We start from the raw sequence: 13,938 nt of genomic DNA on the forward strand, positions 1-13,938 counted from the left end.
GGCGGGCGGGCGCGGGCCTCACGGCCCCGCCGGGCTCCTCCGCCGGCTCTGGACCGCCAGGACCACCAGGCCGATCGCCAGCCAGATCGCGCCCACCACCTGTGCCGTCCCCGAGGCCTCCACGATCACCGCGATCGTGATGGCCGCGCCGAGCACCGGCACCAGCACATGGCGCCACCAGCTCACCGGACCCCCGCGACGCCGGACCGCGAACCAGCCCACCACGCTCGCGTGCAGCAGCGTGAACGCGGTGAGTGCGCCGACGTCCACCACCGACACCAGATGGTCGAGGCCGTCGTCCCGCCGCGCCGCCCACACCGCCGCCACCAGCGTGATCACGGCCGCGACCAGCAGCGCGACCCGCGGCACCCCGGCGTCCGTGCGCGACAGCACCCCCGGCAGCCGCCGGTCGCGGCCCATCGCGAACAGCAGCCGGCCCGCCGCCGCCTGCCCGGCCAGCGCGGCGAACGCCGCCCCGATCGCCTTGCTCACGGCCACCAGGTCGTGCAGCCACGTCCCCACGGACGAGTCCACCGCGTCGTAGAAGGCCGACCCCTGGCTCCCCGGATCCGCCGCCAGCCGCGCCGACGTCACCGGCTCCAGCAGCGCCACCAGATACGTCTGCGCCACGAACAGCACGCCCGCCAGCGCCAGGCAGAACAGCAATGCCCGCGCCACCTTCGCCGACCCGCCGGTGACCTCCTCCGCGAACGTCGCGATCGCGTCGAAGCCCAGGTACGACAGCACCGCCACCGACACCGCGCCCACCACCGCCGACAGCGCGAACGCCCCCTGCGTGCCGTCCCCCGACAGCGGCGACAGCCAGCCGCGGCCGGCCCCGTCCTGCGCCAGGACCACGATCGCCGTGGCCACGAACACCACCAGGACCACGATCTCCAACGCGAGCACCAGGAAGCCCACCCGGGCGGCCGTCCGCACCCCCCACAGGTTCAGCGCCGTCGTGACGACCACCGCGAGTGCCGTCCACACCCACCGCGACACCTCGGGGACCAGCGCCTCCATGGCGATACCGGAGAACAGGTAGGCCACCGCCGGGATGAGGACGTAGTCCAGCATCGCCATCCACCCGGCGACGAAACCGGCCCCGTTGCCGAGCGCCACGCGCGCGTAGGCGAACACCGACCCCGCCTGGGGGACCACCCGCACCATCTGCGCGTAGCTGAAAGCGGTGAACGCCATCGCGACCGTGGCGACGACGTAGACGAGGGCGACCGCGCCGTGCGACTTGGCGTCCAGCGTGCCGAAGACGCCGACCGGAGCCATGGGTGCGATGAACAGCAGCCCGTAGACCACCAGGTCCCGGAAGCCCAGGCTGCGCCGCAGCTCGTGTTCCTCACCGGCCTCGGGGGCCGTCGTACCGGACTCGGACATCGTGCCTCCGCCAGCGCATCGGACTGTGCCTCGGAACGTCCCCGTCAGTGTCCCCGCCGACGCCACGCCCACGCGATCTCTGACCCGCCGAACGCGGCCTTACGATGGGTGCCATGACCGCTTCGCCTGGCCGCCGTGTCCTGCTCGCCGCCCCCCGTGGTTACTGCGCGGGTGTGGACCGTGCCGTGATCGCCGTCGAGAAGGCCCTCGAGCAGTACGGGGCCCCCGTCTACGTCCGGCACGAGATCGTCCACAACAAGTACGTCGTGCAGACCCTCGAGAAGAAGGGCGCGATCTTCGTCGAGCGGACGGAGGAGGTCCCGCCGGGGAACATCGTCATGTTCTCCGCGCACGGCGTGGCCCCCGTCGTCCACCAGGAGGCCGAGCGCGGCCGGCTCGCCACCATCGACGCCACCTGCCCCCTCGTGACCAAGGTGCACAAGGAAGCCGTCCGCTTCGCCAACGAGGACTACGACATCCTGCTGATCGGCCACGAGGGCCACGAGGAGGTCATCGGCACCTCGGGCGAGGCCCCGGACCACATCCAGCTCGTCGACGGCCCCGAGGACGTCGCCAAGGTGGAGGTGCGCGACCCGTCGAAGGTGGTGTGGCTGTCGCAGACCACCCTCTCGGTCGACGAGACGATGGAGACCGTCGACGCGCTCAAGGACAAGTTCCCGCAGCTCGTCTCCCCGCCGAGCGACGACATCTGCTACGCCACGCAGAACCGCCAGCTCGCGGTCAAGCAGATGGGCGCCGAGGCCGACCTGGTGATCGTCGTCGGCTCCCGCAACTCCTCCAACTCCAAGCGCCTGGTCGAGGTCGCCAAGCAGGCCGGCGCGCGCGACGCCCACCTGGTGGACTTCGCCGACGAGATCGACGAGGCCTGGCTGGAGGGCGTGACCACGGTCGGCGTCACCTCGGGCGCGTCCGTCCCCGACGTCCTGGTCGAGCAGGTCCTGGAGTGGCTGTCGCCGCGCGGCTTCGAGGACGTGGAGATCGTCAAGGCCGCCGAGGAGTCGATCACGTTCTCGCTGCCCAAGGAGCTCCGCCGCGACCTGCGCGAGGAGGCCGCCGCGCTGGTGGCCGAGCGGGGTGGCGCCGGTACGGCGGGGGCCTGAGCCGCCGGGATCACCGCCCTCGTGACGGTCGGTGGCCCGTCGTAACGTGGAGCCATGCAGATCTTCGGCGTGGACATCGGCGGATCGGGCATCAAGGGTGCCCCTGTGGACCTCGACAGGGGTGACCTGGCCCAGGAGCGCCACAAGGTGCTCACCCCGCACCCGGCGACCCCCGACGGGGTGGCCGACGGGGTGAAGCAGGTCGTCGACCACTTCGGCTGGACCGGCCCGGTCGGGCTCACGTTCCCGGGGGTCGTCACCGGCGGCGCCACGGTCCGTACGGCGGCCAACGTCGACAGGAGCTGGGTCGACACGGACGCGCGCGCCCTGTTCAGCGAGCGGCTCGGCGGACTGGACGTCACGGTCGTCAACGACGCGGACGCGGCCGGCGTGGCGGAGATGCACTTCGGTGCCGGGCGCGGCCGGCAGGGCACGGTCGTGCTGCTCACCTTCGGCACGGGCATCGGCAGCGCCGTCTTCAGCGACGGCGTCCTCGTCCCCAACAGCGAGCTGGGTCACCTCGAGCTGGACGGCCACGACGCGGAGAAGCGGGCCTCCAGCAAGGTCAAGGACGACCACGACCTGTCGTGGGAGCAGTGGGCGCACCGGGTCCGGAAGTACCTCGCGCACGTGGAGATGCTGTTCTCCCCCTCGCTGTTCATCATCGGCGGCGGCGTCAGCCGCAAGTCCCACAAGTTCCTGCACCACCTCGAGGGCATCCAGGCGGAGATCGTCCCGGCGCAGCTGCAGAACAACGCGGGCATCGTGGGAGCGGCGATGCGCGCGGCGGGCTGACCGGCGGGCACGGACGCCGGTCCGCCCGCGCGGCGGTGCGCACCGGAGGCGCGGTGCGGGCCTCGGGCCGGCCGCCGCATCGGCCGCGTTTCCTCCTGCGGAGGCCGGCGCGGCGCACGACCGCACCGGACCCCGGCCGCCTCCCGGCCTCCTTACGGAGGGCCGTGCCGCGCCCCGGCCACTCACGTCCCCCCGGCCGCGCCGGTCGCCGTACGGCGCCGGTCACGGCGCGGCCGTGGCGCCCGCCTCCCTCAGGACGCCGCCGACCGGTTCCGGGCGGCAGCCGCCCGGCGGCGCACCAGCCGGATCCGCCGGACGATCACGATCGACCCGGCGACCAGCGTCCCGCCGTACAGCCAGCCGGCCTCGGTGGCCAGGGCGGTCACCAGCCCCATCAGCCGCCCGCCGGCGCCGTCACCGCGCTCGGCGACGGTCACCAGACCCGCGGCGAAGGCGATCGGCACGACGACGGGCGCGATCAGCAGGTCGCCCCTGCGCACCCAGAACGCGGTGAGCACGCACACCGGCAGGAACAGCACGCCGTACACCGTCAGGGACCCGCCGAAAAGCACCTGGTCGAGGAACCCGAGCAGGACCATCACCGCCGCGCAGAACAGACCGCCGCCCACCCCGGTCAGCCGGGGGTTGGGCGTCGCGCGCACCCGCCGCAGGACCCGCGCCACCAGCGGCGCCGGCCTCCCCGCCCCGGGCCGGGACCCCGCTGCCGTCGGGCGACGCGGCCGCCCGCCCGCACCCGGCGCGACGGGCCGGGGGCGAGCGGCAGGCGCGACGGGCCGGGCCGGCGGTCTCGCCGGACCGCCGCCGACGCCCCGCCCCTGCGAGGGCAACGGCGTCCGGCCCCGTCGCGGTCCGTACTGCGCAGGTCCCGTCCCGTGTTGCTCCACTGGACCAACTTAGGTCGGTTAATGTGCCGAATAGCCCGACAGACACGCCGTGGGGCGATGCCTGGCCAAGCGTTCGACGCCCGGCGTGGCCGTTACCGGACACCCCGTAGACTGGTGGATCGGCCCAGTCTGGCCTGCCTCGCCCTCCGCATCCTCACGTACGGGAAGTCGCAACGTGTCGCTCACGATCGGAATCGTCGGTCTGCCGAATGTCGGCAAGTCGACCCTGTTCAACGCCCTGACCAAGAACGACGTGCTCGCGGCCAACTACCCGTTCGCCACGATCGAGCCCAACGTCGGCGTCGTGGGCGTCCCCGACCCCCGCCTGACGAAACTGGCCGAGATCTTCTCCTCCGAGAAGGTCCTCCCGGCCACGGTCGACTTCGTCGACATCGCGGGCATCGTGCGCGGCGCGAGCGAGGGCGAGGGCCTGGGCAACAAGTTCCTGGCCAACATCCGCGAGTCCGACGCGATCTGCCAGGTCATCCGGGCCTTCAAGGACGAGAACGTCGTCCACGTCGACGGCAAGGTCTCGCCCAAGGACGACATCGAGACGATCAACACCGAGCTGATCCTCGCCGACCTGCAGACCATCGAGAAGGTCCTCCCGCGCCTCCAGAAGGAGTCCCGGATCAAGAAGGACGTCGCGCCGAAGGTCAAGGCGGTCGAGGAGGCCAAGGAGATCCTGGAGAAGGGCGACACGCTCTTCGCCCACGGCATCGTCCAGGGCACCGAGCGCAACGAGCTGCTCCACGACCTGCACCTGCTGACGACGAAGCCCTTCCTCTACGTCTTCAACGTCGACGAGGACGAGCTCACCGACGACGACTTCAAGAACGAGCAGCGCGCCCTGGTGGCCCCCGCCGAGGCGATCTTCCTCAACGCCAAGCTGGAGGCGGACCTCGCCGAGCTGGAGGAGGACGAGGCCCTGGAGCTCCTCCAGTCCGTCGGTCAGGACGAGCCCGGCCTCGCCACCCTCGCCCACGTCGGCTTCCGCACCCTCGGCCTGCAGACCTACCTGACGGCCGGCCCGAAGGAATCCCGCGCCTGGACCATCAAGAAGGGCGCCACCGCCCCCGAGGCCGCCGGTGTCATCCACACCGACTTCCAGAAGGGCTTCATCAAAGCCGAGGTCATCTCCTACGACGACCTGGTCGAGACCGGCTCGGTGGCCGAGGCCCGCGCCAAGGGCAAGGCGCGCATGGAGGGCAAGGACTACGTGATGCAGGACGGGGACGTGGTGGAGTTCCGCTTCAACGTCTGATTGGACGTGGACAGACGGCCTGACCTGCGAGAAAGCAGGTCAGGCCGTCGTGCTGTCCGCAGCAGTCCGCAGAACCTGGAGCAGCTACGTGTCGTAGACCGTGGAGCGGTGTCCGACGTGGACGACCCACACCACCAGTTCCCCATTGTCGATCGTGTAGACGACACGGTAGTCGCCGATCCGTAGGCGGCGGCGCTCGGGCTGGGATACGAGTGGGGTGGTGTTGAAGCCGAAGGGGTCGCTTTCCAGCTCTGTCACTTTGGCCAGGATGCGAAGCGCCATGTCACGCGGGATCTTGCGCAGCTCGGCCTGGGCCTCGGGCCGGAACACCGTGCGGTAGTCACTCACCGCGTGCCAGCGTCTCCCTCATCACGTCCTCGATCGGGACGCCGACGGCCGGGCTCGCCATGCGCTCGTCGATGATGCGGTTGATCTCGCGCTCTTCCCACTCCTGGTACTTGCGAAGCACCTCGATCGAGACCACGGCGGCGACCTGCTTGCCGCGACGGGTGATGACAGTGGGCACGTCGTCGCGGTCGGCCCGTTCGACGACTTCGGCCAAGTGGGCGCGCACGTCGCGGATGGACTCTATGGGCAGCGGCTGTGTCATGCGCTCAAGCGTACCGAGTGTGCCATGTGTACACCACTGCCCAAAGTGGGGCCGGCCCGAGTAGGGCTGGATGTACTGGACGACTTCCCACCGGGCTGGACGGGTGCTGGTGGTCGGCCCTACTCGACAGACGGCCTGATCGACAAGTCAGCGCTGGCGCGACGGGGTGAAGCGGCAGTGCGGGCACGGTTGGACGAGCTGGACCGGGACGGGCTTCTGGCGGTGTGCGCCCCGACCGAGTTCGAGATCCTTTACTCGGCTCGCGGAAAACCCGAGGCGCTGCGTCTGCGTTCCCTGCTCCGGGGATTCGACTACCTGCCCTGCAATGACGAGGAGTTCGAGAGGGCGATCGAGATCCAGGCCCTGGCGCTGAATGCCGGTTTTCACCGGGCGCTGTCGCTGGCCGATCTCCTCATCGCCGCAACCGCCGAGCGGCATCGAGACACGGTGCTGCATTACGACGGCGACTTCGACATGATCGCTTCGGTGAGCGGGTTGCGAGCCGAGTGGGTCGTGGAGCCCGGCACCGCCGACTGAGCCGGTACCGCGCATGTGCGTCGAGGGACGTCGAGGGACACGGAAAGCTGCCCACGCCCGGTCTTGCTGCGGGGCGTACTCGGCGCGCGCCGTAGCGACAGCCCGGTCACCGTCCTCCAGTGGTCCGGTTCGGGCAGCGCGCGTGGTCTGGTCAGCGCAGCGCGGCCTCCGCTGCTGCCAGGGCCGTGCGGGTCTGGTGTTCCACCTGGTCGCGCACGGGCACCCAGCGCAGGCGCAGGGCCTGCTCGAAGTCCGTGCACCATGAAGTGAAGAGCCCTTCCAGCTCGCGGTGCAGACCGGGGGCGGCGGGGTCCGTCGCCTCGGCCAGAAGGCGCAGCAGGAGGCCCGCCGCGCGCAGCGGCTGGCGGCGGGCCACGACGTCCAGGGCGGAGACCCGGGCCGTCGTCAGGTGCCGCGGGTCGTCCGGGCCGGTCGCCTCGGCCGCCTGCCGGGCGAGTGGTTCCCAGGAGTCGGCGACCAGGTCGTAGAGGTCGTCGGCCATCCATTCCAGTACGCGGCGCGGCGCGCTGTCCCGGGCCGGCGGCAGGAAGCCCCGCGCCCTGTCGAGGACGGCGGTCACCTGCCGTCCGCCCTCCCGCACCAGGGCGGACAGGCCGCGCAGGGCGTCAGCGGCCCGCGGGTGCGGGGACACGGCGTCGGCCAGGTCCGTGGCCCACATGGGCACCTCGACGATCGCGGTGACACCGCCGTACCGCTGAGGCGCGCACCAGGTGGACAGGCCGATGTCCTCGGACCCGGCCGCCAGGCGGGCGGTGCTGTCCGGCGGAGGCAGGACGTACACCCCGGGGCCGGGATTCTCCCAGTACAGGGCGTCGTACGTGCCGTGCTGGACCGGGATGCCGAGGGCGCGGGCGGAGGTCCGGAAGGGGGTGGCGAGGCCGGGGAGGTCGCGGGTCAGCTGGACCCAGCTGCCGCCCGCTTCGACGTTGTGCAGGGAACACTGGAGGAACGGTCGCCGCTCGTCGATCACCTCGAACAGGGCGCGGCTCTCCGGGAGGTCCCGCCGGACGATCGGCGCCCACTCCGGCTGTTCCGCCGCGACCGGGCGGAAAGCGGCGCGGTAATAGCCGTCCAGGGTGGGGCGTGGGCCGGCCGTCGCCGCTTCGAGTCCCTCGCTCAGCGCGGCGCCGTCCGGGTCCAGGCAGAGGACGATGTCCCAGGTGACGAGGGCGAGGTCGGTCGCCGGCGAGAGCCGGTCGCCGCGTGCCGCGTGCTCCGCCAGCGCGAGCGCGGTCACGCCGCCGACCGGCTCGTCAGGGTGCGGCCGGGCGACCACCAGGACGCGCCGCGGCCCGTGTCCCACGGACAGCATCCGGATCGGCCGGCCCGCGCGGGACGTCCCGATCCGGTGCAGGCGGGCGACGCCGGGGAACCGGGCGACCAGCCGCCGCGCCGCCTCGGTGACCTCGGCGACCGTGAGGTAGCGGTCCAGGTCCGCCGACCGGTCGTCACCCACGGGCGATCACCTGCCGGCACGCCTCCACGTACCCCCGCACCAGCGGGCGGCCCTCGTCCTCCCGGCGCCAGGCGAGCGCATAGCGGCTGGGGCTCAGCCCCCGGACCGGGCGGGTGGTGACGCCGCCCAGGGTGATCAGCGGGGCGTTGCCCGTGGCGACGAGGCAGATGCCGAGGCCGGCGGCGAGGGCCTCGTACGTCTCCTCCGTGCCGGCGATCTCCGCGCCGATGCGCGGCGGGCCGGCGGTGCCTCCGGCCGGGCCGAGCCGTTCCTGCAGGGCGCGCCGTTCGTCCAGCGCCAGCCAGAAGTCGCGCAGGACACCCGCCTCCGGCGGCAGGGCGAGGAACGGCTCGTCGGCCAGGTCCGCGAAGTCGACCTCGGCGCGGGCCGCTAGCGGGTGGGTGTCGGGGAGGGCGACCAGGCGGGGTTCCTCGGCGACCGTGGCCCACGCGTAGCGGTCGGCGTCGGGCAACGGCAGCCACACGTACGCGACGTCGGCCGTGCCGTCGGCGAGGCCCGCCGTCGGGTCGTGCCAGTCCAGCTGCCGCAGCCGGGGCAGTGCCTCCGGGTGGGCCGCCGTGAACCGGGAGCGGATAGCCGGTAACAGGCCACCGCGTCCGGGGCTGGTGCTCATGCCGATCACCAGGGTGCCGCGCCGCGCCGCCTGCGCAGCCCGCACCGCCGTCGCGCCCTCGGTCCAGTCGGCCAGCACCCGCCGGGCGTAGGGCAGCAGTGCCGTGCCCGCCTCGGTCAGCGTCACGCCGCGCGGCTCGCGCCGGAACAGTTCGGCGCCCAACTGCCGTTCCAGAACCCGGATCTGCTTGCTCAGCGCGGGCTGGGACACGTACAGCCGCTCGGCCGCCCGCGTGAAGTGCAGTTCCTCCGCCACCGCCGCGAAGTAACGCAGGTCCCGCACGTGCACGTCCGTCGTCATGACCGTTGGCTATCACCACGGGTCTTGGACTGGCAACCGGCTTTCCCGGCAGGGTGGTTGGCGGTTACGGAAGACGGAACGGCGAGGGAGCCGGAATGAACAAGGTGTGGCTGGTCACGGGTGCGAGCAGCGGTTTCGGGCGGGCGATCGCCGAGGCGGCCCTCGCGGAGGGTGATGTGGTCGTCGGTGCGGCACGGCGGCCGGAGGGGCTGGACGACCTGGTGGCCGCCCACCCCGACCAGATGGAGGCAGTGCGCCTGGACGTCGCCGACACGGCCGCCGCCGAGGCCGCCGTGCGGGACGTGGTGGCGCGGCACGGACGGATCGACGTCCTGGTCAACAACGCGGGCCGCACGCACGTCGGCGCCTTCGAGGAGACCGGCGAGGACGAGCTGCGCGCCCTGTTCGACGTGCACGTCTTCGGGCCGGCCGCGCTCACGCGGGCCGTGCTGCCGCACATGCGGAAGCGGCGCTCGGGCGCGGTCGTCCAGATGAGCAGCATGGGCGGGCAGATGTCCTTCGCGGGCTTCTCGGCGTACAGCGGAACGAAGTTCGCCCTGGAGGGCATGAGCGAGGGGCTCGCGGACGAGGTGCGGGAGTTCGGGATCAAGGTGCTGATCGTGGAGCCGGGCGCCTTCCGTACCGGCCTGTTCGCGAGCGGCGCGGCCGGGCTCAGCGCGGACAGCGGTGTCTACGCCAAGGTGAGCGAGACCCGTGGGCTCGTCACCGGCGGCGACGGCAGCCAGCCCGGCGACCCGGCCAAGGCGGCGGCGCTCGTCCTCGCCGCGCTGGAGGCCGACGACACCCCGCTGCGGCTGCCGCTCGGCGACGACGGTGTCAGCGCGGTCCTCGGCCACCTCGACCAGGTCCGGGCGGACGTGACCGCCTGGGAGAAGCGCACCAGGGCGACGGGCTACGACGACTGAGGCACGCGTCGGCGCGGACCACCCTCCCCGGCCACCCTCGCGGACCCGGACCGCCGTACCCGATCTCCCGTACCGCCCCCGGCCGGTGCGCGCATACCATGCGGTCAGTCACGCGGCCGTGCGTTCCCGGCGGTCGCTCTCACCCGCGGAGCGAACCGCGTCGCCGCACGGATCAGGAGCACGGCACCCGTGTCCATACCGCCGCCCCCCGGTCCCCGAGGGCCGTACCCGCAGGGGCCGTACGGCCCGCAGCAGCCCCAGCCGGCCTGGGGCGGGCCCTACGGGGCGTACCCGCGGCCGGCACCCGTCAACGGTGTGGCCATCGCCGCGCTCGTCCTCGGCGTCCTCTGCTTCGTACCGGCGGTCGGACTCGTGCTGGGCCTGGTGGCCCTGCGCCAGATCAGGAGGAGGGGCGAGCGGGGCAAGGGGCTCGCCGTGGCCGGCTCCGTGCTCTCCTCCGTGGGTCTCGTCCTGTGGGCGGTGTCACTCTCCACGGGCGCCGCCGCCGACTTCTGGCAGGGCTTCAGGGATGCCGCACAGGGCGAGGGCACCGCGTACGCGCTCTCCGAGGGCCAGTGCTTCACCACGCCCAGCGGGTCCCTGCAGGGAGTCGCCTACGACGTCGACGTGGTGCCGTGCGCGGAGGAGCACGACGGGGAGGTGTTCGCCGCCTTCGATCTGCCCGGCGGCTCCTTCCCCGGCGACGACGAGATCACCCGGTCCGCCGACGACCGGTGTTACGCACTGCAGGACACGTACGCCATGGACCGCTGGGCCCTGCCCGCCGACGTCGACGTGTACTACCTGACGCCGACCCGGCAGAGCTGGCGCCTGGGCGACCGGGAGGTCACCTGCCTGTTCGGCAACACGGACGAGCAGGGCACGCTCACCGGCTCGCTGCGCAACGACGCCAGGACGCTCGACCCGCACCAGGTCGCCTACCTGACGGGGGAGGGCGCCCTCAACCGGGCCATGGACGAGGTGCCCGAGGCGGAGTCCGTCGAGGACGACTTCCCGGCGTACGGGGTGTGGGCGGGGCAGGTCTCGGAGGCGCTGCGCCACGAGGTGGGGGTCCTGCGCCGGCACGACTGGCCCGCCGGGTCCGAGCGGCAGGTCGCCGCCCTGATCGAGGACCTGGACGCGGCGCGGGAGGAGTGGGGCGAGGCGGCCCGGGCGACCGACGTCGACGCGTACTACGAGCACTACGGCAAGGGTTTCGACCTGATCGAGGCGGACACCACGGTCACCGCACGCAAGGCCCTGGGACTGCCCACGACACCGCCGGACTACGGGGAGGACGGCGGCGACGGCGGGGCCGGCACCGGCATGGAGGTGTGAGGGCGTGCACAGTGGGGAGAAAGTGCCTGCGTGAGGCCCCTCACGGCACGTGTCATCACTTCGAGTGATTCTCTGGCCTTCGCTTGCCTGGCACAACCTACGGTTGCCACGCTGTTGCTGTCTGTACAACCTGATGGGAGCGGCCAGTGACATTCGGTGAGCAGCCGGCGTACCTGCGTGTCGCGGGTGATCTCCGCAAGAAGATCGTCGACGGCCTGCTGGCGCCGCACACCCGCCTCCCTTCCCAGGCCCGGATCCGCGAGGAGTACGGCGTCTCGGACACCGTCGCCCTGGAGGCGCGCAAGGTGCTCATGGCCGAAGGGCTGGTCGAGGGCCGCTCGGGCTCCGGCACCTATGTGCGCGAGCGGCCCGAGCCGCGGCGCATCGCCCGCTCCGGGTACCGGCCGGCCGGCGGCGCCACGCCCTTCCGGCAGGAGCAGGCCGACGCGGGCTCCCGCGGCACGTGGGAGTCCCGCAGCGAACAGGCCGTGGCGAGCGGCGCGGTCGCCGAGCGGCTCGGCATCGAGCCCGGGGACCGGGTGATGTGCACGCGGTACGTCTTCCGGGAGGGCGGTGAGGCGATGATGCTCTCCACCTCGTGGGAGCCGCTCGACCTCACCGGCCGCACGCCCGTGATGCTGCCCGAGGAGGGTCCGCTCGGCGGCATGGGCGTCGTCGAGCGGATGGCCGCCATCGACGTCGTCGTGGACAACGTCACCGAGGAGGTCGGTGCCCGCCCCGGCCTCGCCGAGGAGCTGCTCGCCCTGGGCGGCGTCCCCGGGCACGTCGTGCTGGTCGTCCGGCGCACCTTCTACGCCTCCGGCCGCGCGGTCGAGACGGCCGACGTGGTCGTCCCGGCCGACCGGTACCGGGTGGCGTACCACCTGCCCGTCAAGTAGCGCCCCGGGCCCGCCCGCGGCGTCCGTCCGCCGCCAACGGGGCACGCCGCACTGTGAGATGGCGCACGCCTCCGTGCGCCTCTCGCGCCCCCTGCTGCGCGTCCGCACCGCCTTGTGCGTCCCGCGCCACCGCCCCGCACCACGGGATTGCCGTCGTTCTCGCAGGTCGCCTCCGTCGTGCGGCGCATGCCCCCGACCGGAAGCACCGGTGGCCCTGGACGGCGCATCGGACAGCGTGCGCCCCCTGCGTTCTGGCTGGTTGCGTACCTCTTTGTGAAAAGTCGTATTCGCTGCGTGAAGGTTAGGCGTAGGGTCGGGCATATGCGTATTGCGGTTTCCTCGACGGGCGGGGCCGTCGGGGGCCGCGGGTGGGAAGCGGAGGGGCGCGATGAACGACAGCACGGTCACTCTTCCCTGGCTGGTCTTCCGCCAGGACGACAACGGCAATCGCTATCGCGTGGGCAGGTACGCGACCCGGGCCGAGGCTCAGAACGTCGCGGACACCCTCGACGGCCGCGGTCACAAACAGCTCTACTGGGTCGAGAAGCTCGGCTCGAACACGTCCGGCCCGGCCGACTGACCGGGCGTACCGCCGCATCGCCGGCCCCCGCCGGGCAACTAGGCTCGGCCGTATGACGGAACGGATCGTGGTGGGCGCCGCGCTGCTCGACGGCGGGCGTCTGCTCGCCGCGCGGCGCAGTGCGCCGGCCGAGCTGGCCGGACGCTGGGAGCTGCCCGGCGGCAAGGTCGAGGCGGGCGAGACCCCCGAGGCGGCCCTGGTGCGGGAGCTGCGCGAGGAACTCGGTGTGGCGGCCGAGACCGGGGAGCGCGTCCCGGGGCAGTGGCCGCTGAGGCCCCCGTACGTCCTCCAGGTGTGGACCGCCCGCCTGCTGCCCGGCTCCGCCGCTCCCGAACCCCTCCAGGATCACGACACCCTGCGCTGGCTCGCGCCCGGCGAGATCTGGGACGTGCCCTGGCTCGACCAGGACGTGCCGGCCGTCGAGCGGGCGCTCGCGCACCTGGCACCGGAGGCGGGGAACGCGCCGGGCGCGTAGGGGGAGCCGGTACGGGCGCCTCGTACGCCGCCGGTGCTTCCGTGCGCCCGCAGGCCCACGGGCTGTCCTGGTGACGGTACTGGGCCCCTGATATCGGGTATGGGCCCACTAACCTGACGAAACCGGACAAGTGGGGTTGCCGGCCGGGGAAGTGATCGGCGTGATCGAGACCGATGGCCACACGGTCGAATGGGTCTTCCCGGGGGAGCCGGGCGCCGTTCGGACGGCGCGCTCCCTCGTGCGCGACCGGCTGCGCGGCTGGGACCTCGACAGCGTCGGCGACATCACGGCCTTGCTGGTCAGCGAGCTGGTCACCAATGCCCTGCGGCATGCCACCGGCCCCATCGGGGTCCGCCTCGTGCTCCGCCCCGACGGCCTGGACGGCGTGCTGCTCGTGGAAGTCTCCGACCCGCTCCCGGACCCGCCCCGCGAGCGTGCCGCCCGCCCCGAGGACGAGGGCGGCCGGGGGCTGCAACTGGTCGCCTCCTCCGCGCGCCGCTGGGGCACCCGGCCCGGGGGGACCGGGAAGACGGTCTGGTTCGAGCTCGCGGTGCCGGAATGAGGGGTACCGGCCGCGCCGGCAGGTCCCGACGTCCGGTACCGTCCGGTCGACCGGCCGGTTCAGGCCAGCAGCAGTTGTCGGCGTACGTGATTCGATGCCGTGCCCGCTGGTTAGAAGACTGGA

General features: G+C 72.7%; 16 protein-coding genes. 10 read left to right on the forward strand and 6 right to left on the reverse strand.

All coding sequences use genetic code 11. The features are described from left to right. Window positions 1-18: 18 nt before the first annotated feature. Complete coding sequence (locus tag ACGF3H_RS34555) at window positions 19-1,392, reverse strand: APC family permease (protein WP_362487036.1); 1,374 nt, start codon at window positions 1,390-1,392, stop codon at window positions 19-21. 104 nt (window positions 1,393-1,496) lie between these two features. Between ACGF3H_RS34555 and ACGF3H_RS34560 the strand changes: the two genes are divergently transcribed. Then, a complete protein-coding gene (locus ACGF3H_RS34560; protein ID WP_362487034.1) occupies window positions 1,497-2,513 on the forward strand; it encodes a 4-hydroxy-3-methylbut-2-enyl diphosphate reductase in 1,017 nt (338 codons plus the stop codon). A 54-nt stretch (window positions 2,514-2,567) separates the two neighbouring features. Further along, window positions 2,568-3,308 (forward strand): polyphosphate--glucose phosphotransferase, encoded by a 741-nt coding sequence (gene ppgK / locus ACGF3H_RS34565; protein WP_362487032.1) that lies wholly within the window; start codon window positions 2,568-2,570, stop codon window positions 3,306-3,308. Window positions 3,309-3,559: 251 nt separating this feature from the next. Here ppgK and ACGF3H_RS34570 read toward each other — a convergent pair whose 3' ends face one another. Continuing rightward, on the reverse strand, window positions 3,560-4,213 hold the full coding sequence (locus tag ACGF3H_RS34570) for a DUF6542 domain-containing protein (protein ID WP_362487030.1): 654 nt from the start codon (window positions 4,211-4,213) through the stop codon (window positions 3,560-3,562). 175 nt (window positions 4,214-4,388) lie between these two features. Between ACGF3H_RS34570 and ychF the strand changes: the two genes are divergently transcribed. After that, window positions 4,389-5,477, forward strand: coding sequence for a redox-regulated ATPase YchF (gene ychF / locus ACGF3H_RS34575; protein WP_362487029.1), 1,089 nt, complete (start codon window positions 4,389-4,391; stop codon window positions 5,475-5,477). An 84-nt stretch (window positions 5,478-5,561) separates the two neighbouring features. Here the strand turns inward: ychF and ACGF3H_RS34580 are convergent, their stop codons facing one another. After that, window positions 5,562-5,825 (reverse strand): type II toxin-antitoxin system RelE/ParE family toxin, encoded by a 264-nt coding sequence (locus ACGF3H_RS34580; protein WP_362487028.1) that lies wholly within the window; start codon window positions 5,823-5,825, stop codon window positions 5,562-5,564. Further along, window positions 5,818-6,087: a type II toxin-antitoxin system Phd/YefM family antitoxin gene (locus ACGF3H_RS34585; RefSeq protein ID WP_362487026.1), complete on the reverse strand. Its 270-nt coding sequence runs from the start codon at window positions 6,085-6,087 to the stop codon at window positions 5,818-5,820. Before ACGF3H_RS34585 ends, ACGF3H_RS34580 begins: the two co-directional genes overlap by 8 nt. A 24-nt stretch (window positions 6,088-6,111) precedes the next feature. Here ACGF3H_RS34585 and ACGF3H_RS34590 point away from each other — a divergent pair, with 24 nt between their 5' ends. Continuing rightward, window positions 6,112-6,624 carry a PIN domain nuclease gene (locus ACGF3H_RS34590; RefSeq protein ID WP_362487024.1) on the forward strand — a complete coding sequence of 171 codons (513 nt, stop codon included), beginning with the start codon at window positions 6,112-6,114 and terminating at the stop codon, window positions 6,622-6,624. A gap of 151 nt (window positions 6,625-6,775) precedes the next feature. On the opposite strand, the gene ACGF3H_RS34595 is transcribed toward ACGF3H_RS34590, so the two are convergent. Continuing rightward, entirely contained in the window at window positions 6,776-8,077 is a 1,302-nt protein-coding gene (locus tag ACGF3H_RS34595) for a M14 family zinc carboxypeptidase (protein ID WP_362487232.1), read from the reverse strand. Between the two features lie 16 nt (window positions 8,078-8,093). After that, window positions 8,094-9,035 (reverse strand): LysR family transcriptional regulator, encoded by a 942-nt coding sequence (locus tag ACGF3H_RS34600; protein ID WP_362487022.1) that lies wholly within the window; start codon window positions 9,033-9,035, stop codon window positions 8,094-8,096. 95 nt (window positions 9,036-9,130) lie between these two features. On the opposite strand from ACGF3H_RS34600, the gene ACGF3H_RS34605 reads away from it, so the two are divergent. The 6 genes from ACGF3H_RS34605 (at window position 9,131) to ACGF3H_RS34630 (ending at window position 13,815) form a co-directional block, all read left to right on the forward strand. After that, entirely contained in the window at window positions 9,131-9,961 is an 831-nt protein-coding gene (locus tag ACGF3H_RS34605; RefSeq protein WP_362487020.1) for an oxidoreductase, read from the forward strand. A gap of 189 nt (window positions 9,962-10,150) precedes the next feature. Continuing rightward, window positions 10,151-11,299, forward strand: a complete 1,149-nt coding sequence (locus ACGF3H_RS34610; RefSeq protein WP_362487018.1) for a DUF4190 domain-containing protein — start codon at window positions 10,151-10,153, stop codon at window positions 11,297-11,299. A 146-nt stretch (window positions 11,300-11,445) separates the two neighbouring features. Next, window positions 11,446-12,198 (forward strand): GntR family transcriptional regulator, encoded by a 753-nt coding sequence (locus ACGF3H_RS34615; RefSeq protein ID WP_362487016.1) that lies wholly within the window; start codon window positions 11,446-11,448, stop codon window positions 12,196-12,198. Window positions 12,199-12,586: 388 nt separating this feature from the next. Beyond that, window positions 12,587-12,778 (forward strand): SPOR domain-containing protein, encoded by a 192-nt coding sequence (locus ACGF3H_RS34620; RefSeq protein WP_362487014.1) that lies wholly within the window; start codon window positions 12,587-12,589, stop codon window positions 12,776-12,778. A gap of 52 nt (window positions 12,779-12,830) precedes the next feature. Then, complete coding sequence (locus tag ACGF3H_RS34625; RefSeq protein ID WP_362487012.1) at window positions 12,831-13,253, forward strand: (deoxy)nucleoside triphosphate pyrophosphohydrolase; 423 nt, start codon at window positions 12,831-12,833, stop codon at window positions 13,251-13,253. Window positions 13,254-13,383: 130 nt separating this feature from the next. Beyond that, a complete protein-coding gene (locus ACGF3H_RS34630) occupies window positions 13,384-13,815 on the forward strand; it encodes an ATP-binding protein (protein ID WP_362487010.1) in 432 nt (143 codons plus the stop codon). Window positions 13,816-13,938: the final 123 nt, after the last annotated feature.

This window comes from Streptomyces sp. NPDC048185 (assembly GCF_043202495.1).
Lineage (GTDB): Bacteria > Actinomycetota > Actinomycetes > Streptomycetales > Streptomycetaceae > Streptomyces.

Excerpts from the sequence above, each read along its gene's own strand:
- ACGF3H_RS34555 (WP_362487036.1), bottom strand. The coding sequence starts at position 1,392 with ATGTCCGAGTCCGGTACGACGGCCCCCGAGGCCGGTGAGGAACACGAG.
- ACGF3H_RS34560 (WP_362487034.1), top strand. The coding sequence starts at position 1,497 with ATGGGTGCCATGACCGCTTCGCCTGGCCGCCGTGTCCTGCTCGCCGCC.
- ppgK (WP_362487032.1), top strand. The coding sequence starts at position 2,568 with ATGCAGATCTTCGGCGTGGACATCGGCGGATCGGGCATCAAGGGTGCC.
- ACGF3H_RS34585 (WP_362487026.1), bottom strand. The coding sequence starts at position 6,087 with ATGACACAGCCGCTGCCCATAGAGTCCATCCGCGACGTGCGCGCCCAC.
- ACGF3H_RS34590 (WP_362487024.1), top strand. The coding sequence starts at position 6,112 with ATGTGTACACCACTGCCCAAAGTGGGGCCGGCCCGAGTAGGGCTGGAT.
- ACGF3H_RS34600 (WP_362487022.1), bottom strand. The coding sequence starts at position 9,035 with ATGACGACGGACGTGCACGTGCGGGACCTGCGTTACTTCGCGGCGGTG.
- ACGF3H_RS34605 (WP_362487020.1), top strand. The coding sequence starts at position 9,131 with ATGAACAAGGTGTGGCTGGTCACGGGTGCGAGCAGCGGTTTCGGGCGG.
- ACGF3H_RS34620 (WP_362487014.1), top strand. The coding sequence starts at position 12,587 with ATGAACGACAGCACGGTCACTCTTCCCTGGCTGGTCTTCCGCCAGGAC.
- ACGF3H_RS34625 (WP_362487012.1), top strand. The coding sequence starts at position 12,831 with ATGACGGAACGGATCGTGGTGGGCGCCGCGCTGCTCGACGGCGGGCGT.